Source organism: Chitinophaga sp. G7 BAM 1005 (assembly GCF_057126945.1).
Genome location: NZ_CP181478.1, coordinates 5,140,412 through 5,161,186 on the forward strand (window position 1 = coordinate 5,140,412; position 20,775 = coordinate 5,161,186).

The following is a 20,775-nucleotide window of genomic DNA, read 5'->3' on the forward strand; positions in this document are numbered from 1 at the left end:
CACATTTAAAGACTCGTGGTAGCTGATGTAATTTAGTTGTTTTTCTTCTTTCTTAAGGATTCACCTTTCAGTTCCACTTTATGGGCGTTTGCTGTCAGCCTGTCACAGATTGCATCAGCCAGTGTAGGTTCATTGATATATTCATACCACTTATTGACAGGTAATTGAGAGGTAATAATGGTCGCGCCTTTAGCGAAGCGATCTTCCAGGATTTGGAGTAGGGTTAATTTCATATCATTACTCAATGGCATCAACCCAAAGTCATCGATTATTAACAATGGTGTTTTAGCAATCATATTTAGCCACCGTATGTAAGTTCCATCAAGCCTTGCAGCCGCCAGTGCTTCAACGAACCTGTTCATCGAGTAATACAAAGTTCTATGGCCAAGTAGACAAGCATTCCTTCCCATAGCGCAGGCCAGATAACTTTTACCACATCCGGTCGCCCCTGTGATCAATAGATTTTCTGATTTTTCAATGAACATGCCATCAGATAACGTGATCAGCACTTCTTTGGTTATTCCCCTTGCCGGGGTGCAATTAATTTCTTCAGGTGTTGCATTGTAACGGAGTTTGGCAAGCCGTAGGTAAAGTTGGGTTCTCTGATGTACCCGGTAACCAGCTTCCGCTTCTGCCAGCGAAGCGATCAACATATGTGGTTCTGGTTGTTGATGCACGGGCTGCATTAAAATGGCTGCATACCTTTTTGCCATACCTGATAGTTTGAGTTCCTGTAATTGATCTAGTGTGCTTTGCTGATTCATGTGGTGATTATTTAGTTAATTATTGAAGATATTTATTGATAGGTTCCTGCCCCACGGAGGTTTTCATGGTCCGGAAGCTTGAACAGATCCGGAGGTTCTGTGATATCTAACTGATCCAGGTTGTTGATCAGGATATTTTGCAAGGTTCTGTAATTAAAAGTGATGCCGTTCAAAGCACGGCTGCAAGCTGCTTGTAACCTTATCGGTCCATATTCATGGTTTAACCGCAGGATGCCCCGACAGGCGTTATAGGTTTGTTCTGTATAGGCCTTGCTTTTTAATACCTCATCCACGTAAGACTGGACTGAGGGGCCGATGGCTATTGCCCGTTTTAAAAAGTACGAGGGCGTCCATCCTTGTTGCTGTGCATAGTTCTGATGGCCAGCTGGCATATGTATTCCTGTTGTCGTGAACCCATGTTTCTTATAACTCCGGATGTGCATGGCAATGCGCTGATGCTGATAATAGATCTCTACCACATCAGTGTCGTAAACGGCACTCACTTTCTTTCCAATGAACTGATATGGAACGCTGTAATGATGATAGTTCTCCCCCAGGGTAATATGATAGTTCTTCTGGACCTTAGCCAGCACCCGGTGCTTTATTACAAAGACATCTGTTGGTAGCTGCTGCAGCAAATCTTTTTCCTGGATGGCGTATAATTGAACCCGGCTGTGATCTTTTAACTGGAATAGCTTCTGGTTATGGATCTCCAACTGCACTGCAATGGCGGTATTCATCTCATTGATATGGAAGAATGTTTGATCTCTTAGGGGTGCATAGATGCGCTGGTAGGCAATCTTTACAAGGTTCTCTACCGCCGCTTTGTCTTTGGGCTTCACGGGCCTGGTTGCCAACAACGTGATGTTGTAATGAAGTGCCCATTGTTGCAAGGCCTCACTAAAAAGGGGTTCATATCGGGATGGCTTGGTGACCACCTGTTTCATGTTATCTGTTTTCAGGCTTAACGGAACCCCATCATAATATTGAAGACAGGCATTCAAAGCTTTGATTACCTGGGGAATGGTTGCATTAGGCAATGCCATAGCAAATGAATAATTACTAAACGGTAGCACAGCTACCAGGACTGGGCAATCAACAATCTCACCGGTAGATTTATCAATATAGCTCATTTTGTCTCCGGCAAAATCAACCATCACCATCTCTCCGGGTTTATGCACCAGGTGCATAGTAGCCTGCGAGATCTTACTGGATTCTTTCAGCAGAATACAAAATTGGGTATACCGATAATGGGATGCAAATTCCTTACTGTATTCTTCCCACAGCAATAAGCGGGTAACTCCCGTGCGCTTAAGTTCCGCTTGAAAATAAGGTATCTGTTTATTGAACTCCAGCCTTCGAACATTATCGTCAAAGTCAGCTGGTCCCTCTACCGGGTAAACAATTTTGGCCAACTCCGCATCCGGCAACTGTCGAAGAGATTCAAAGGCAGTGGTGGCATTCTTAAGCCTGATACTATATAGGGTTACAGCCTGTCGGGATAATTTTAATTGAGCAGTGATAGACCTTAAAGAGTATCCCTTCTCAATCAACTGCATGAGCGCACGAATATGTTGCATTTGAATCACTTTATTGGCCATGCTTTTATTACAAAGAAAGGCCGTGAAAAAATGCTATCAACAAGTCTTTGAGAAGTGGTACACTTTGCGCCGTAATGTCAGTTTATTCCCTAGTCGAGTGGTACACTTTGCACTGAAATACCATAATTAGAACAGTTAAAACTGGTACACTTTGCACTGAAATCGCTGGTAAACTTTGGACTGAAACGAGTGGTACACTATAGGCCGTAATATCCACCTACGCCTTTAATTGTTCCGACGTAGTAAGTATCCTGGGCAACCAGGTAACCAGGATGTTCTGTTTCTATCTCTCCATGGGCTTCCTGCTTTTCTCTCTTCCGCTCCATGGCAATGACCTGGGCTTCGGTCAGAATAAGGCCTTCCTGGGCTACCCGATCTTCCAGTGCCTTCAGTCGCTTTTCAAAAATCTCCAGATTATGGCGCTGCCAGACACAACGAACACCAGCTGGAGAGATAAAAATACCCTTCTTTCTCAACTCGTTACAAGCTCGGGATTGGCCATAAGCCGGGTAATCTAAAGCCATCTTTACAACAGCCTCCTCTATTTCTGGTTCAACCCGGTTCTTCGGAATCGGTTTACGGCGGCTCACCTCCCGTAAGGCTTCCTCTCCGCCAGTGTTATAGAGTTCTTTAATACGGTAGAAGCTGTCCCGGCTCGTACCCATTAGCTTACAGGCACGAGTTACGTTATTCAATTGTTCAGCTAAATTGAGGAGACCAACGCGAGATTTGATTAACTTAGTTTCTGAGTTCATGATCTGACATTTTGGGTTTTTAAAATAAGTGTGGTTACTTAAATTTAATCCCAATTGTCAGATCAACTCTTAACTTCTACACTTTAACCGACCTATGAGTGCAATATCTCTATTACCTTCCGGATACTTCTGCAGTACCTCTGACTTGCATATATCACGGACTATCAATCCACTATCCTTAATATAGGTTTACGGTCCTTCCAAATTAACCCAGTATCAAAAATGCATCATCTAGGTATCGCGCAATAGACATAATAATCAAGACAATATTGGCCCTAATCTTTCAATAAGCCTTTCCCAGGAGTTGAAATACTATCATCGAGCTCCAAACCTGTATCAACGCCCTTCATTTTGGCAGGCACCCCTCGAGTCATCCAATTAGGTGCAGGTAAATCCTTTAAATAATGATCGAAGAACTGTCTCATTCGAATATTGAAATCTGCAGCCGAATTTCCGTATATAGTGTGACTCCCCTCTGTATACTCCAACATCCAAACCTTTTTTCCTAATCTCCTTAATGCCGTAAAAAAAGCTGTGGCTTGCGAAAAAGACGATATTGGATCCTTGGTAGTATGCATAAGTAGGAGTGGAGTTTTAACCTTATCAGCATTAAAAATGGCAGAGCTCTTGATATAGGCATCGGGAAACAGTGAAAGTGGTCCTAGCATGCGACCCTGTCCTCCATTTTCAAAATAACTTTGCAAGCTTGAAGCGTTATCAAACAAATTTCCATAAGAGCTTACAAAATCTGACATGGAACTCGATGAATATGCAGCTCTAAAAATATCTGTATGGGTAATCAGATAATTAGTCTGGCTTCCACCAAAACTACATCCACCGATACCCAGCCTATCCTTATTTACAAATGGAAACTTTGATAAATAATTGACGGAAGAAACAACCGAATTAAAGGTTCCCTGCATTGGATCTCCAATAACATAGTTAATGTCTGGTGCAAAAATCAAATAGCCGTTACTCACATATGTAGCAATATTTATATCACAACCTCCAGAAATATTCTCGGGTGCAATATATAAGTTTAGTCCATATGACATCTTATCATAATAGTGAATTACTAAAGGATACTTCCTAGTTGAATCAAAATTTGATGGTTTATAGAGAATCCCCTGATGCGAAGTTCCATTTTGCTCTTGCCACACACATAGCTCTGAAGTAAACCAATTATACTCTCTTTCTGGATAGATTTCGCTTAATGGTAGGAATCTGGTGAAGTCAGTTGTATAGAAATAGTTAGGAGATTCAGTCGCGCTCATTCGTTTAACCACATAACTATTGCTCCCCATTGATTTAATAGGGTACCAACCAGAATTAGGCACATATGGATTATCAATCAAATTATAAATATAATTTCCCATACTTAACTTTATGGGATCCTTTTGCTTTACCAATCCAGCTTTGAAAAAACCATTTTGCTTCGTACTCATGCTCAAGCCGTTTAGAATCAAATCATCTTTCTCATTAAAAATTGACTTATCTTTTTCCTGAAGTCCTAAATAAAAGACGATCTGATTCCGAGTACCGTAGCCATTAGTCAGATTTACTGGATTCCCCCCCCCCCCAAGATCAATCCTCCAAACATCAAAACGATCATAAATTAGAACAGATGAATCATTCCTCATCCATCCTCCAATACCTCTTGCTCTGGGTAGCTCATCCTCCCAATAGATACTTATAAAATTAACACCAAGTCCGTCTGTCAAATTACGCCTGCGTCCAGTTGAGATCTCATAGCTGAAAAAAGCATTCAATTTACTATCAAAATATACAAAATATTTCCCCCCAGGTGACAAAAAACCAAGTTCCCTAGCTGATATATCCAAACATATTCTCTTATTCTCATTGAGCGATGTGATATAATAGGTACTTTGAGAGTAGTTGTTCCAGTACTCACCAATCTCTCCATCACCAGTATGTGAAATCAAAAAAATGTTCTTCTCATAATTTGCTATATTTATGAAGTCATTATCATAACTCACCCGTATAAATCGATGATTAACAAGATTGACTGCCGCAATATACTCAGGAACATTGCTAGCTTCCCTTCTTTGAACAGACTGAAGTTTAGCATCAAGGTAACTCCAAATATTTACTGTAGCATTAATTAATTTGCTGTCTACTTTCTCTTTATGTAGTTTTTTTATTGAAAAAAAAAGATAATCTTCTCCTTTGAATACATATAAATCGCCTATTCGAAATAAATCATTAATATCATCCGATTTATTATCGATTAGCCGAGTAGTGTTCTTCGACAAACTATTATACAACCAAATTTGCTTATTATCCTCCATCCTATCAGAAACTAAAAAAGCCAATTTGCTTTCACTTTCATTAAGCATCATTCTCTTAATCCCCTTGCCTTCATATACGCTATTAGATTTCATATTCTCAAGCTCAATCCAATCTATTGAATGCAAATCACTGTTGTTATCTTTATTAGACTCTAGAATTAACACCTCCTTTCTATTGCCAAATAAAAAGCTTCTAACTGATGGATAGGACTTACTTTCTTTGGTTAAAAGGTTCTCTAACGTCAAAGTATCCCCTATCAAACTTTTAAATATAATCCAATCATTTTTCCTTCCTTTGGCGAGAGTGAAAGATTTTGCTTTCGAAATTCTCTCCACATTAGAGTTCCCTAATTTCACTGCTGACAAGACATTATTTTGATCGATAAACAATGCTTTCTTACTGTCTGAAGTAAATTTAACCTCTCTAACACCAGCTAATTTTTGCTCCCACTTTCCATCTATATTTTTTAAGACTAATGTGCAGCTACCAACTGGCATATTGTCAATAATAAATGAAACGTACTTTGAATTGTTAGTAATAGAAATATTTTCTGCAGAACACCATTTCCTATAGGCATTGGAATCTATCAATGTCTTGTTCTGTGCATTCTGGCAAATAACTTGACAAGAAGTACTAATAGGAAGTATAAATATGGACAGTAATAAAATAAAACACCTCATAATCAGTTTCATATTTAAATATACAAATACATTAAATAAAATACGTATAGATAAAAATAACGCAACTCACTGCTAAACTTCATCAGTTCAAGTGACTAATTACACAAAGTTGAATCGTATGATACCAAGTTAGTTGAAATAAATTCCATAGTATTTTATAAATAATTGTTTATCAAATACAAATACAGTTAATATAATACATAATTGACTGAAGAAAGTTGACTACGGAACATAAAACCTGCTAATATTTCGCACTCAAACTAAGTTCACCGTCTAACGTAGATCAATACCTCAATCTCCACTATATACTAACGACAAAAAGTATAAAACGAATTACTATATCAAAACATGGTACTTTATACTTCCCATTAGTGTAAATATATCATATCAACCAAAGAATCGCTTTTCAATATCAATAACCTCTAACAAAAGCAATATGAAAAGGATAAAGAATTCATTAGGAAATCGAAGATTTCACTCTTATGTAGTATTACTAATGTTATGTAGCATAGTTCTTTATTCTCAATCCTTAGGTAGCTCTAAGAGGCAAAATCAAAAAATCACAATCTCAGCGACGAACATTCCTCTAACTAATGTTTTTAAGAAGATCAATCAACAAACAGGGTATTCAATTAACAACAATCCACATGAAACCAAATTAGATAACTCTAAAAAAGTCACAGTGAATTTTGTTCAAACAGATATTGTTGAAGTAATGGCATTCTTATTAAATGACTATCAAGAGTTAACCTATTATATCAGAGACAAGAATATAAAGATTTATCCCATTGAATCTAAGTACAATAAAACCTCCAAAGAAATCAATCGATCTGATTCAATACTTTCTTCATTTCCTGTTTCTGGCAAAGTACTGGATATGGCTGGCAACCCGATTCCGGGCGCAACATTAATCGTTAAAGATACCAAATATGGAGCAATTAGTAATACGGATGGCAGCTTTAGCTTACCGGATATCGAAAAAGGCACAGTAATTACAATAAGCTCCATTGGATTTGAGTCAGTTGAAGTAGTTGCCAACAATCAAAATATTCTAGTCCGGTTGAAACCCCAAACAAACAATTTGGATGAAAGAGTCATAATTGCCTATGGAAGTACTACAAAGCGGTTAAATACGGGAAACATTGGTAGTATTAAAGCACGAGATATAGAGCGACAACCGGTAAGCAACGCGCTTTTATCCCTACAAGGGCGCGTCCCAGGTGTTGTAATTCAGCAGTCAACGGGATTACCTAACTCAGGAGTCACTGTACATATACAGGGATTAAATAGTCTTCGAAGTGGTAATGATCCATTCTTTGTCATCGATGGCGTACCATATATTTCCCAGCTACTACCTATATATAATGGCAGCTCAGGGTCATCTGCAAATTCGGGAATTGCCGGAAACCCCTTAAATTTCCTTAATCCGGGTGACATTGAAAGCATTGAGGTATTAAAAGATGCTGATGCAACGGCAATATATGGCTCTAGAGCTGCAAATGGTGCAGTTTTGATTACAACTAAAAAAGGGAAACCGGGTGAAACCAGAGCCGATGTAACAGTACAGACCGGTTGGGGAAAGGTCGGACATATGCTGGATCTATTAAATACAAAAGAATATTTAGCCATGAGGCACGAAGCATTAAAAAATGATGGAATTACTGCTCCATCTGATTTCGACTTTGATCTAAATGGAGCCTGGGATACAACACGTGACGTAAATTGGCAAAAAAGGCTAATCGGGAATTCCTCAAATTTTACAAATGCTCAAGCAAACGTCTCTGGAGGTAATACACTAACACAATATTTAATTGGAGCTGGATACAATAAGCAAACAACTGTCTTCCCAGGAGATTTTTCCGATACAAAAGGATCTCTTCATTTTAATCTAAATAATACGTCAGCAAACCAAAAATTCAAAATACGGCTATCTGCTTCTTACATGTATGATGAATACAATGCTCCAATGTCGGATATAACAACAAGTGCGATTCAACTATCACCGGTTGCGCCGGAACCCAATAATCTGGATGGTAGTATTAATTGGCAACCTTCAACATTAGGATCCACATTTTATATAAACCCTGTCGCCCCTTTACTCGTTAATAACACAAATAAAACCAACAATTTAACAAGCAACTTGATAGTTAGCTATGAGATAGCTCCTGGCCTAGAAATCAAAAGCAGCATGGGATACAATAATTTAACAACTAATGAAACATCAATTCAACCATTAGAAAGAATGCCTCCTGAAGACGCAATATACTCTTTCAGATCAAGTGTGTTTATAAATAATAGGATTGCTTCCTGGGTTGCGGAACCGCAAATTGAATACAAACGGAATATTAGTAAAGGCACATTTGGTTTTTTATTAGGTAGCACTATCTCGCAGAAAAATAGTGATCAATCATGGATTGGCGCAAGCGGATTCAATAACGACCTTGTGATGCAGGATCTGGCATCCGCCACAAGAATCAACGGAACTACCATCAATACTGTGTATAAGTATAACGCCTTATACAGTAGAATGACTTATAACTGGCTAGATAAATACATTCTTAGCCTAAATGCAAGAAGGGATGGTAGTTCCCGCTTTGGCCCCAAAAATCAATTCCATAATTTTGGTTCAATAGCAGGGGCATGGATCTTCTCGCAAGAGGCATTCGTGCAAAATACACTCCCTTTCTTAAGCTTTGGAAAAATAAGAGGCAGTTACGGAACTACTGGTAACGACCAAATTCAAGATTATCTTTTCCTTGATTTGTATCAACCAAATACAGTACTCGGCCCTCTTTATCAAAATTCCTTAGGATTGTCTGTTAGTAGATTAACAAATCCTTATTTGCAATGGGAAGAAACTAAAAAACTTCAATTCGGGCTTGAATTGGGCTTCTGTCAGGATCGAATACTTTTTACAACAAATTACAATCAAAACCGCTCTTCAAATCAGCTATTAGCCTATCAACTACCTGTAATCACTGGATTCAAAAGTATAACCAGAAATTTCCCTGCCGTAATTCAAAATACTGGATGGGAATTCACCTTAAATACCAACAATATTAAATCAAAATCCTTTAATTGGACATCGAGCGTAAACCTGACCATCCCCCAAAATAAATTCCTCTCCTTTGCTGGGGCAGACAGTTATTCTGCAATACTAGTTGGTCAGTCAATCACGATGCAAAAACTTTTCAAATATGCCGGACTAAATGACACCACAGGACTTTACGAATTTATAGATAACAAAGGTAATATTACGACTACTCCTTCAGACCCTGTTGATAGAACAACTATAGTTAGTCCTGATCCAAAATTCTATGGAGGGTTTCAAAATAGTTTTAGTTATAAGGGAATTACACTAGACTTCCTCTTTACGTTTTGTAAACAGGAAGCTTCCAATAATATTACATATGGCTTAAATGATTTTTATCCAGGTCAGTTCAATTTCGGGAGAAGTAACCAATCTAAAGCAGTGTTAGACAGATGGCAAAAGAGTGGAGATAATACATCGCATCAGCAATACAGCTCAAACTACAGCAAAGATTTATCAATACTATCTCTTAGTGATGCTATTTGGTCAGATGCTTCATATATTAAGCTAAAAAATATCTCTATTTCCTGGCAGTTGCCGGAAATATGGAACAAAACAATAAGACTGCAAAGTTCAAGAATATTCATTAATGCACAAAACGTCTTTACTATTACAAAGTATAAGGGTTTTGATCCAGAAAGTCCTGGACTGGGTCTTCCTCCTTTAAGAGTAATCACCTTTGGAGTACAGATTAATTTATGATATTTTCTTACATCTTAAAACAGCACCAAATGAAGCGGAAAATAAGAAAAATAATATATTTTAGATTCGTCTGCTTGAGTATTTTAATGCCTCTATTTCATACTAGTTGTAAAAAGCTTGTCGAGGTCAATAGCCCTACTACTAATATTACAGGGGATAACGTCTTCACAAATAATGGAGCTGCTGCTGCTGTTTTAACTGGAATCTATACTCAAATGAGCAGCGCATCAGTTGTAAGTGATGACTTAGTCGCCATTGGATTTTTAACTGGACTAGTTGGAGATGAACTATCGTTACATGTTCTAGCCAACAACAGATTCTTAAACAACTTCTATGTAAATAGGCTAACTGCTAATATGCCTTATAATGCATGGAACAACATTTACCCAAAACTATTCGTGATAAATTCCGCGATCGAAAAGATACCTAACTCGCAATCATTATCAGCCGGAGTAAAAAAACAACTTTTAGGAGAGGCAAAATTCATGCGAGCTTTTTTCTATTTCTATTTAATCAATCTATACGGAGATGTCCCCCTAGTAACCACAACTGATTATACAGTAAACAGCACACTGCCACGTGCTCCCAGCTCCGATGTTTGGGCGCAAATTATTACGGACCTAACTGACGCGAAAGAACTTCTGAATCCTAACTATGTAGATGGCACTTTGCTCAATGCAACTGCCGAAAGATTAAGACCAACGAAATGGGCAGCAATTGCTCTGCTGGCGAGAGTATACTTATATATCAAAGATTGGAAAAATGCCGAAATTCAATCGACAGTAGTAATTAACAATACTCAACTATATCATATTGATTCTTTAGATAATGTATTTCAAAAGAACAATATGGAAGCTATTTGGCAACTACAACCAGTAAATTATGGATCAAATACAGAAGAGGCAAAAACATATATTATTCACTCTACAGGTTTTTCACCGTCAAAACCCGTCTACATCAATTCACAATTAATCAAAAGTTTTGAAAAAAATGATCAACGTAAGAATAAATGGACGGATTCAATAACACTCAGTGGAGAGGTATACAATTTCGTAAGCAAGTATAAATCAGACAGTTTGAATGCACCAGTCACTGAATACAATACAGTTTTACGTTTAAGCGAGCAATTCCTTATCCGAGCAGAAGCAAGAGTACAGCAAAACAATATAAATGAGGCATTAAACGATTTAAACGTTATTAGAGAAAGAGCTTGGCTAAAAAAATCGCAAATCAACGATAAAGCACTTCTCTTATCTGCCATATATCATGAACGACAAGTAGAGTTATTTACCGAATGGGGACACAGATGGATGGATTTAAAGCGAACTCAAACTATCAATGCCGTCATGAACGTAGTAACGCCCATAAAGGGAGGTATTTGGAGTCCCGACTGGCAATTATATCCAATTCCGTCTAGTGAAATAATTGCCGATGGTAACTTGACACAAAATAATGGATACTAAATTCTCCATCCTATAAAAAGCATATAATTCAATTATACCATGCCTTTAAAACATAACAAATGAATTTGAATGTACGAGGTGTTTTTCTACTAACACTAATTTCATTAAATTGCTTTTCTCAGATAGATACTTCTAAACGAGATCACTCTAAGTCCCTTATAGGGTATAAGATGAAACCCACATTACTACAGACCCGTTGGGCAAAAGACGTAAGCCCTGATAATACTCTAAATGAATATCCCAGACCATTATTACAACGCGAAAACTGGGTTAACCTTAACGGACTATGGGAATATTCAATTACGGATTCATCTATAATAAATATACCTTCATTTGAAGACAGTATTCTAGTTCCTTATCCAATTGAATCAGCACTATCAGGTGTCCAGAAAGTCCTTACGCCAGATAAGTGTTTATGGTACCGAAAAGTCATTCAGCTTAAGTCACTTTCTGCCAACGAACATATTATTCTAAATTTTGGAGCTGTCGACTGGCAAGCAACAATCTTTGTCAATCGAAATAAAGTTGGAATTCATACCGGAGGTTATCAGAAATTTTCCTTTGACATCACCAAGTACCTAACTTCAGGCGACAACGAAATCATCGTTAAGGTATATGACCCAACCGATCAAGGCCTTAATCCTCATGGAAAACAAATCCTAAATCCCGCCAACATATACTATACTCCTTCTAGCGGCATATGGCAAACCGTTTGGTTAGAAAAGGTTGGCGACCTACGCATTGAGAACATAAAGGCCTCTCCCAATATAGACAAAGGTATATTGGACTTAGAGATAAGCATTCTTGGCATAGATGGAAACACCATGCTAGAAGTGATAGCAACTGCAAATGGAAAAACTATTACCACTCAAAAAAAACACATTAAACTATCAAACAATTTATCAAATCCGTCCATAACAAAACTAACTTTGAGTATTCCTAATCCAAAATTGTGGTCTCCAGATGATCCATTCTTATATGATCTTTCAATTAAGATAACCAAAGGAGCTAAAACAATCGACAAAGTAATTAGTTACTTTGGCATGCGAAAAATAGATATCCAAAAAGATGAAAAAGGGACAGACCGTATTTTCCTAAACAATAAATACACCTATAATCTAGGAACTCTAGATCAAGGATTCTGGCCTGATGGATTATACACAGCCCCAACAGACGAAGCACTAGCATTCGACATAAAAACAATAAAATCACTGGGCTTCAATACTATAAGGAAACACATAAAAATTGAACCTGAAAGATGGTACTACCATGCAGATAAAATTGGTGTATTGATATGGCAAGATTTTGTCAATCCTACACATGGTCTTCCAGAGGGGTCTAGATCAATCTTTGAAAAAGAAATGATTGAAACAATAGATCAACTATATGGTCACCCAAGCATTGTCACTTGGGTACTATTCAATGAACGCTGGGGAGCATATGATCAAGAAAGACTAACCCAATTAGTAAAAAAACACGATCCTAGCAGAATTGTAAACGGCCACTCTGGTGAGCTATTGTATGTCGACAATCAGCTGCGAGAGCCTTCAAAAAACCCTTGGAGTGGAAGTGATATGACAGACATACATTCCTACCCTGCCCCCCGAAATGTCCCCGGCCTTCCTAATAAAGCAAAAGTAATCGGGGAGTTTGGCGGTATAGGAGTATCCGTTCCAGGGCACGAATGGAACGATATGCAAGGATGGGGGTATGTGCAGGTTGACGCACGTGAATTGAAAAGGCAATACTTGAATATGACAGAGGAACTTAAAAAACAAGAGATTACTGGCTTAAGTGGCTCCATCTATACTCAACCTTTTGATGTGGAAGGTGAGGAAAATGGTTTACTAACCTATGACAGAGAACTTATAAAAATTCCGGTAAATGAGATAAGATCAATCAACCGCACCTTGGTTAAGCAAACGAGTGGCTTTACGCTTGATTCTAATTTCTATATCGCCGCGGACATAGATCCCGATGATAATGACAGTAGATATGACGAATTTTTAAAAGAATACCAGAGGAACAAAAGGGATTCTGCTTTTCTTAGAAGACTTACACTAATTGCCCTCCGTAAAAAAGACCAAGAAAATGCCACTCGAATTAGCAATGATTATTTTAGCAGTTTGACACAGCCCTTTTCAAAAGACAATCTAAATTTCATTCTAAAAAACTCTAGAACCAGCCGAGATACTGGATTCAAAATTTCTCTTACCCAACCTGAAAGGGTAGATTCCGTACTAGGTGCTAATACTTCTTTACACATGCTAAAAAAAGTGATAGATGCTGAAGAAATTGCTCCCTATTATTATAAAAGCCCTAACTGGGAGACCATTCAAAAAAGCATAGTCACCAAATATGGAGCTATGGGGGAAGAGTATGTATTGGGTAGACAAATGATATACTATGGCTTTGAAAAAATGGATTGGAAAAATTATGGAAAGTACTATATGCTTTATTATGAAAAGTCATTAAAACAAAGTCCAGAGTATATTATTAATACTATCACTTGGATACTATATGAGCATGTCGATGACCCTGAAGTGTTACGCTTTGCCGTTGACGTAATGAAATATACTATTGAGAATAAATTAGATGAATCTCCCGAAGCATATGATACATATGCCAATCTGCTTCATAGAACAAACAAATCAAATGAAGCCATAAAGTGGGAAGAAAAGGCTGTTAAGCTAATGAAAGGTAGACAGGAGGAAAAAGCATACGCCGAAACCCTTCAAAAAATGAAAGCCGGCCTCCCTACCTGGCCACAAAATAATTAAACTCTACGCGGTGTAAGTGGGTGGATGGTTTACACCCCTTACGCACTCATGTGTCGGTCGCTAATATTCCTATTGGTGACCCATTTTTTCTCAAAATCACACTCAAAATGTCAAATAAATTATTTTTTCATATCAATAGTACGTAGGCAAATTTGCATGTGTACTATATATGATTAACCTTAAAAAAAGACAAAAGCAAAATTTTAAGATCCAAAACTGAATAGGCCAGATTGAAATAGTTTGTTGCTATCCTATAAAAACACTTCAGTCAGCCCGGTCAGCAGGCAAAACAATAACAGACATTTTTACACCACTTTCAAAAAAATAATGTTATGAAAGCGCCCAGCAACTTACCCCGTATACCTTTAAGAATCGATGAAGATGACCAGGATTTCATCTCTATTGACAGTTTACCCCCGGAATACCAGCACCTGGCTATGCCGGCAGCAAAAATCTCTTTCAGAAGCGATGATTATGTGGATATCATCAGTCAGACCATCAAATTTGGCAGGTTTACACTCCGTACACATGAAGTGTATAATAAGGAACACGCCATTATGCTGGTGCCTTATACAAAGATCGAGCTGCTGGCCCTCCATTTTATGGCTGGTGGCGAAGTAGTAGCAGAGATCACGGACAATGGGCCGTATATGATGCCCAAAAGGGAAATGACCTTATTCAAACTGGAGCCCAGCGCACATAAAGCGCCCATGAAACCGTGGGAGACTATGTTCAGCTTCCATATCAATATTACACCGGAAGACCTGGCGATGCTGGCACTGGAATATCCTGAACTGGCAGCAATAGCGAAGAAAACAAGCCAGAAAGGAAGCGCGCCTGTGAATGCAGAGCCGTATCACATCAACCTGGCGTGTACAGAGCTTATTGATGCTATCTGCAACTGCAAGTTTGTAGGTAAACAGGCAGAAGTATTTATGCACCGGTGTTGCCTGGAACTATACTTCAATTTTGCGGCGCAGGATAAACTGGAGGACGAACCCATGCGGGTGTTCCCATTATATGTATCCGAAAAACTAGAGGCCTCCATCAAATACCTGGTTAACGTTACCAACGAAAAGTTTTCGATGGCGAAAATGGCAGTGCTGCTGGACCTGGGTACCCAGGAGTTAAGAGAAGCCTTTATAGATAGCTTTTTTATGACGCCGGAGCACTTTCACTTCCAACGCCAGATGATCCAGGCATATGGCACCGTAACTACATCTGCAGAACCCCTTGAAAAAGTTTGTACTTCCATAGCAATGAACAATGTAGACGAATTCACTACCCTGTTTGAATCCTATTTCAACTGTTCCATCGCTATCATTCGAAATAGTCAATGAAGAGATTGAATATCCCCATTTTGATTTTTTAGGTTGTTTATATGCCGGATCAATCCTGATCCGGCCATTCACTTATCCCTCAAAATAACCCTTGCTTTTTGCCGTCAGAGAAAGATTCCTTAAATTCCTTTTTCTTTCTCACCGCTAAAAGCAAGGGTTATGTCATTTCAGCAACGTACCATCTTCATTACCGGCGCAAGCCGCGGCATAGGTAAAGCCATTGCGCTGCGCCTCGCCAGCCGGGGAGCCAATATTATCATTGCCGCCAAAAGCGTGGAAGAAGATCCAAGACTGGGAGGAACCATTTATTCCGCCGCCGCAGAAGTAGAAGCCGCCGGTGGTAAAGCCCTCGCTGTACAGGTAGATATCCGGGAAGAAGCACAGATAGCCGCCGCCGTGCAACAGGGAGCGGAGAAATTTGGTGGGATTGATGTAGTGATCAACAACGCATCCGCCATTCAACTCACCAATACAGAAGAAACCCCTGCCAAACGTTTCGACCTCATGTATAATATCAACGTACGCGGCACCTTTCTCGTAACACAACATTGCCTTCCTTATCTGAAAAAAGGAAATAATCCGCATATCCTTACGCTGTCACCACCAATAAACCTCGATCCAAGATGGTTTGGACCACACGTAGCGTACACCATCAGCAAATACAATATGAGCATGCTGGCAATGGGCTGGGCAAATGAGCTGGAGAAATACAACATTGCCTCCAACGCACTGTGGCCGGCCACAACTATCGCCACCGCCGCGGTAAAAAACCTGCTGGGAGGTGATTCGCTGATCAACAAAAGCCGCACCCCGGAAATTATTGCCGACGCAGTGGAATATATCCTCCAACAACCTGCGTCGTACTCGGGAAATACACTGATTGATGAAGAGGTGTTGAAAGCAGCGGGTATTACCAACTTTGATAAATATGCAGTGGTGCCGGGCGGCAAACTGCAGCGGGATTTGTTCCTGTCATAAAAAAATTGCCCGGTAATAAATTTTACCGGGCTTTTCCCCTCCCTACCCTGGGAATATGCGCGGCATATCCCTGAAAATAAATTGTTTGTATAGTTGATCTGCAACAGGATAAATATCATTGGGGATCATCGCCGTTTCCCCATACTCCGATGTTTTGTACAATGCGCACCGGATGGCGCGCCAGCAATCAGACGTTTTATCGTATAACAGCGCTTCCATAGCAGCCTGCTGGCCCTGTATAATAGTATCCTGGAACAGCAGGCTATAATCGCTCCAGGAAGCTTTCACCATTTCATCGTCGGAGAACTTCAGCCAGTGACGTACGTGCGGTGCTACTTCGTTCCATTCTCTTATACGGATCAATATGGCCACTAATGTGTGTACATAATCTGTTACATGCGGCTCCAGTTCTACGGCACGACGGGAGAACTTCGTAGCCAGGTCTAACCGCGTATTCAGTTTATACAGGCACCGGGCCACCCGGTTCAAATCGTCGGGCGACAAGCGGAGATAGTTGGAATTAAGTTGTTGTTCCATAAACAACAACAGGGACAATGCGGTGGATGTTTCTCCCTGATCTACCAGGAAACGCAGATAGGAAATTTTTGCATACAGCAAATCGTAGCTACTCCCCTTCTGATCTACGGCTTGCTGGTACCAGGTATGCGCCAACCGGTAATCCGTAAGACTTTCTGCATACAGTTCCGCCAGGGCACACATAGGCAGGCACTGATCATTGTAGGGAGCGGCCATAGCGGCTTTATACAACTTTTCTGCCTCCGCATATTCTCCTGTTTTTTTATAACAATGCCCCACCAGCAGTTGTAAGAAAGATACCCCCTGCACAGATGCCGGCGCATGTTTAAACACAGCAATAGCCGCCTCATAACGATGCAGGTCCGACAATGTTTTAATCAGCAGCTGACTGGTGGTTACGCAATCAGGAACATTTTGCAGGTGCTGCTTCCAGAGAGCGGCAGCAGTATGATAATCTTTTGCCTGGTAGTAGATAGCAGCCAGCTCCCTGTGTGTATTAAATTTGATGAACTCAAATTTCTCGGCCCACTCCAAACCGTTACTCAGCAAAGAAAGATCGCCCGTTTGTGCGGCCACGGTATGTAAAGCATCGAGGTAAGCTTTTGCCAACAGGACTCCCTGCGGAAAATAGTCGTCGGACAAGGTAAATGCCTGTTCAAAATAATGAATGGCCATCCGTAACTCGTCGATCGCATAATTACTGTATGCCAGTATCAGGTATAAAGAAATTTGTTCCTGCTGCTGCCGCCTGTTGCCTTGCAATGTTTCAAGGTAAGCGATATCCGTTTTTTCCAGCATGCCCACCGGCCGGTGAGCGTGATGCTTTTCGTTCAGCTGCTGCAGAAATGCCGGTAAATCCTTTTGAATTACATGGAGTAGTGCTTCATTCATAACGATTGGTTGGGGGTTAGTATCCTTGCCGCGCCACACGTGCAAATAATAATACACCCCAATCAGGCGGAAGGTACCATAGCTTACCTGCCGGCATAACTCCCCGCCGATGACGTTACCGGCCGCCGGTTCACCACATGCAGCAGGTATTCACCGGAACCGGTTTCCATAATATACCGGCCTTCTTTGTATCCCTTTTCTATGGCCACCGCTACTCCATTTACGGTAACATCTGAAGTGGATTCCGCAGGAAGATAAATAGTAGCATGAGTGTTGGCAGGTATATGTACCCGCAGTGTAAACGTGTTGTCTTCTTTCTTCCAGTCGCTCACAATTTCACCATAGGGAGAAAGATAGCTGGCTTTGGCGGCGGTAACATCGCCAACAGGTTCCGGCCGGATCACGATATCGCGGAAGGCGATACTGCCGGGCGCTGGTCGTATACCGGCAAGACCGCTGTAAAACCATTCCATCAGGTGGCCCAGCATAAAGTGATTGTTGGATGCATCGCGGTAGCCCTGCCAGGATTCGGTGAGCGCAGTGGCGCCTTTGGCCAGTTGCAGTCCATAGCCGGGAACATCGCTGCGGCTGTTCATATCAAAGATTACATCCGAACGGCCTTCGTCGTCCAGTACGCGGAGCAGGTAGCGGTAACCGATATCGCCGGCAGTGAGACTGTTGTTATGCTGACGGATATCTGCCACCATGTTTTCCACGATGTCGGTTTTGTAACGGGGATCTGCCAACTGCATGTATACCGACATCGCGTTGGCGGTTTGACTACCCGTAGCATATTGTTTGGTGCTGTCGTTAAAGAAGGTACGGTTATAAGCTTGCTTTACGGCTTCACTTTGCGATAAAAACTTTTGCGCATCTGCTGTTTTTCCTAATACCGTAGCTACTTTCGACAGGATGCTGAGATCATAATAATATATAGCCGTAGCCGTTATACCCTTTGGGGTGAGCTGCGATTCGCCGGGGAATTCAGGACCAATATCGTACCAGTCGCCCAGGCCGTGGGAAAGAATATGATGATTTGATTTTTGCGAAAGATAGTTCACGTAGCGGGTCATCATCGGGTAACTTTCTTCCAGTACAGATTTATCGCCGTACCACTGGTACATGTACCAGGGCAGGATGATGCCATTGCTGCCCCATTCCGGTGAATCGCGGAAGCCGCCATCAAAATGCACATACTCCGGCGCGATGTCGGGGATCAGGCCATCTGCGGTTTGTGCATGAATCATATCGCGCACTACTTTCCTGCAAAGTGCGGCGATGTCGTAATTGTAACGGATAGAGCTGCCCACCAGGTGCGCTTCTTCCAGCCATCCCAATTTTTCGCGGTGCGGGCAATCGGTAAACACGCTCGCCGTGTTACTGCGGATGGCCCAGTCGATCAGCTTAAAAGTCCGGTTGAATAATTCATTGGAGCAGGTAAACTGCCCGATGGTGGCGGCAGCATTGCGCGTATGCAGGCTATACAGTGTTTGTATTTCCGGCAACCCCGAAGGATTGCTGCTGCCGGCGGGCACCGCGCCATCAATTTGTATATACCGGAAGCCATAGTACATAAACTGCGGCTGCCAGGATTCTGTATCCTGTCCCTTTAAAGTATAATTAAAAAATACCGGGCTGCCTACGGCAGATTGATCTGCCAGACCCTTGCCGGTGATCAGTTCCGCCGGCGTAATACGTACCACCATTCCTTTTTTCCCTTTCAGGGAGATGGCAGGAATAGCAGACGCATTTTGCCCCATATCGTATACCCAGGTGTTAGTACCGGTTTGTGTTACTTTAAGCGGCGTAAAGCGGTCGAATATTTTCAGCGGCGTCGCGGTTTGCGCATCCAGTTGCGGCGGACCGGTTACCGCTACTGCGGGTTGCCAGGAGGCATCATCAAAGGAGGACGTGTCCCATCCTGGTTGTTCCAGGGTAGCATTGTAATCCTCTCCGCCGTAGATGCTGGAAAAAGTAACGGGGCCGGGTGCTGCTTTCCAGCTGGTGTCGCTGATAATATTTTCGGTAGTACCATCGCTGTATTGCAGATACAGCCGGCAAATGAGCTGTGGATAACCAAAGGCGCCGGTGAGTTTACGGTATCTTTCTCCGGGCACATAAAAGAAGCCGTTGCCCAGCATCACGCCGAGCGCATTGGTACCGGTGTGTAGTTGGGACGTTACATCAAAAGTAACATAGAGGGCATGCTGATCATATTTTGTCCAGCCGGGATCAAGAAAATGATCGCCTGTTTTTTTCCCGTTGAGATGAAGATCAAACTGACCCAGTCCGCTGATATAAACCGTGGCCCTTTGCAGTGGTTTGGTGATATTAAATTCTTTTCTCAGCAGCGGTAGTATATCCTTCCGGTTACGGTATTTTTTGTCGCTGTCGTTGGTGATGGCAGGAACGATGCGTGCTGTATCCGGCATTTTCTCATAGCCGATCCATTGCGCCTGCTGCCAGTCGCGCGGAGAAAACAGGCCGGTATGCCACTGTGCCGTTTCACTCCACGCGGAGGGTTTTCCCTGCTGATCCCATACCATTACTTTCCAGTAGTAGGTGGTGGCGGGCAATAGTGGCTTACCGTTGTAAAGCACCTGCACCGACTGATCCGACGATACTTTTTTTGAATCCCAGATACGCCCGCGGTTTTTCTCCAGCGCAGCGGGATTGTCGGCCACCAGGATGCGGTAGGCAGTTTGCCGGATGTTTGTTCCTTTGCTTTCCAGTTGCCAGCTGAGAGCGGGGCGTGTGGCATCGATACCAATGGGATTGTGCTGGTATTCACATAGCAGCTGTTGCAATGAAACAGATTGTGCAACAACGGTATTGGTAATACCAAACACTAGCAACAAGAACCATGATTTCATCATCATCAGC

The 20,775-nt window shown here is 41.2% G+C and carries 10 protein-coding genes and 1 pseudogene; 5 read left to right on the top strand and 6 right to left on the bottom strand.

Translation table 11 applies throughout. From position 1 onward, the window contains the following. Positions 1-32 precede the first annotated feature (32 nt). The 4 genes and pseudogenes from istB to ACMXI2_RS20430 all read right to left on the bottom strand — a co-directional run bounded on the left by istB (position 33) and on the right by ACMXI2_RS20430 (position 6,122). Complete coding sequence (gene istB / locus ACMXI2_RS20415) at positions 33-764, bottom strand: IS21-like element helper ATPase IstB (protein WP_483777917.1); 732 nt, start codon at positions 762-764, stop codon at positions 33-35. Between the two features lie 32 nt (positions 765-796). After that, positions 797-2,344 carry an IS21 family transposase gene (istA, locus tag ACMXI2_RS20420; protein WP_483777918.1) on the bottom strand — a complete coding sequence of 516 codons (1,548 nt, stop codon included), beginning with the start codon at positions 2,342-2,344 and terminating at the stop codon, positions 797-799. A gap of 227 nt (positions 2,345-2,571) precedes the next feature. Continuing rightward, positions 2,572-3,120 (bottom strand): annotated as a pseudogene (locus ACMXI2_RS20425) (helix-turn-helix domain-containing protein); the annotation flags it as partial. Positions 3,121-3,395: 275 nt separating this feature from the next. Then, complete coding sequence (locus ACMXI2_RS20430) at positions 3,396-6,122, bottom strand: alpha/beta hydrolase family protein (protein WP_483777919.1); 2,727 nt, start codon at positions 6,120-6,122, stop codon at positions 3,396-3,398. Between the two features lie 424 nt (positions 6,123-6,546). Between ACMXI2_RS20430 and ACMXI2_RS20435 the strand changes: the two genes are divergently transcribed. The 5 genes from ACMXI2_RS20435 (at position 6,547) to ACMXI2_RS20455 (ending at position 16,464) form a co-directional block, all read left to right on the top strand. Then, a complete protein-coding gene (locus tag ACMXI2_RS20435) occupies positions 6,547-9,903 on the top strand; it encodes a SusC/RagA family TonB-linked outer membrane protein (protein WP_483777920.1) in 3,357 nt (1,118 codons plus the stop codon). A gap of 29 nt (positions 9,904-9,932) precedes the next feature. Next, the gene (locus ACMXI2_RS20440; RefSeq protein WP_483777921.1) at positions 9,933-11,366 is read left to right on the top strand and encodes a RagB/SusD family nutrient uptake outer membrane protein; all 1,434 of its coding nucleotides are present in this window, start codon (positions 9,933-9,935) and stop codon (positions 11,364-11,366) included. 170 nt (positions 11,367-11,536) lie between these two features. Further along, positions 11,537-14,146 (top strand): sugar-binding domain-containing protein, encoded by a 2,610-nt coding sequence (locus tag ACMXI2_RS20445; protein WP_483777922.1) that lies wholly within the window; start codon positions 11,537-11,539, stop codon positions 14,144-14,146. Between the two features lie 332 nt (positions 14,147-14,478). After that, positions 14,479-15,486 (top strand): hypothetical protein, encoded by a 1,008-nt coding sequence (locus tag ACMXI2_RS20450; protein WP_483777923.1) that lies wholly within the window; start codon positions 14,479-14,481, stop codon positions 15,484-15,486. A 159-nt stretch (positions 15,487-15,645) separates the two neighbouring features. Next, on the top strand, positions 15,646-16,464 hold the full coding sequence (locus ACMXI2_RS20455) for an SDR family oxidoreductase (RefSeq protein WP_483777924.1): 819 nt from the start codon (positions 15,646-15,648) through the stop codon (positions 16,462-16,464). Positions 16,465-16,506: 42 nt separating this feature from the next. Here ACMXI2_RS20455 and ACMXI2_RS20460 read toward each other — a convergent pair whose 3' ends face one another. Together ACMXI2_RS20460 and ACMXI2_RS20465 are read right to left on the bottom strand one after the other, a co-directional pair. Then, the gene (locus tag ACMXI2_RS20460) at positions 16,507-17,892 is read right to left on the bottom strand and encodes a tetratricopeptide repeat protein (RefSeq protein ID WP_483777925.1); all 1,386 of its coding nucleotides are present in this window, start codon (positions 17,890-17,892) and stop codon (positions 16,507-16,509) included. An 83-nt stretch (positions 17,893-17,975) separates the two neighbouring features. Next, positions 17,976-20,765 carry a family 78 glycoside hydrolase catalytic domain gene (locus ACMXI2_RS20465; RefSeq protein ID WP_483777926.1) on the bottom strand — a complete coding sequence of 930 codons (2,790 nt, stop codon included), beginning with the start codon at positions 20,763-20,765 and terminating at the stop codon, positions 17,976-17,978. Between the last annotated feature and the right edge of the window lie 10 nt (positions 20,766-20,775).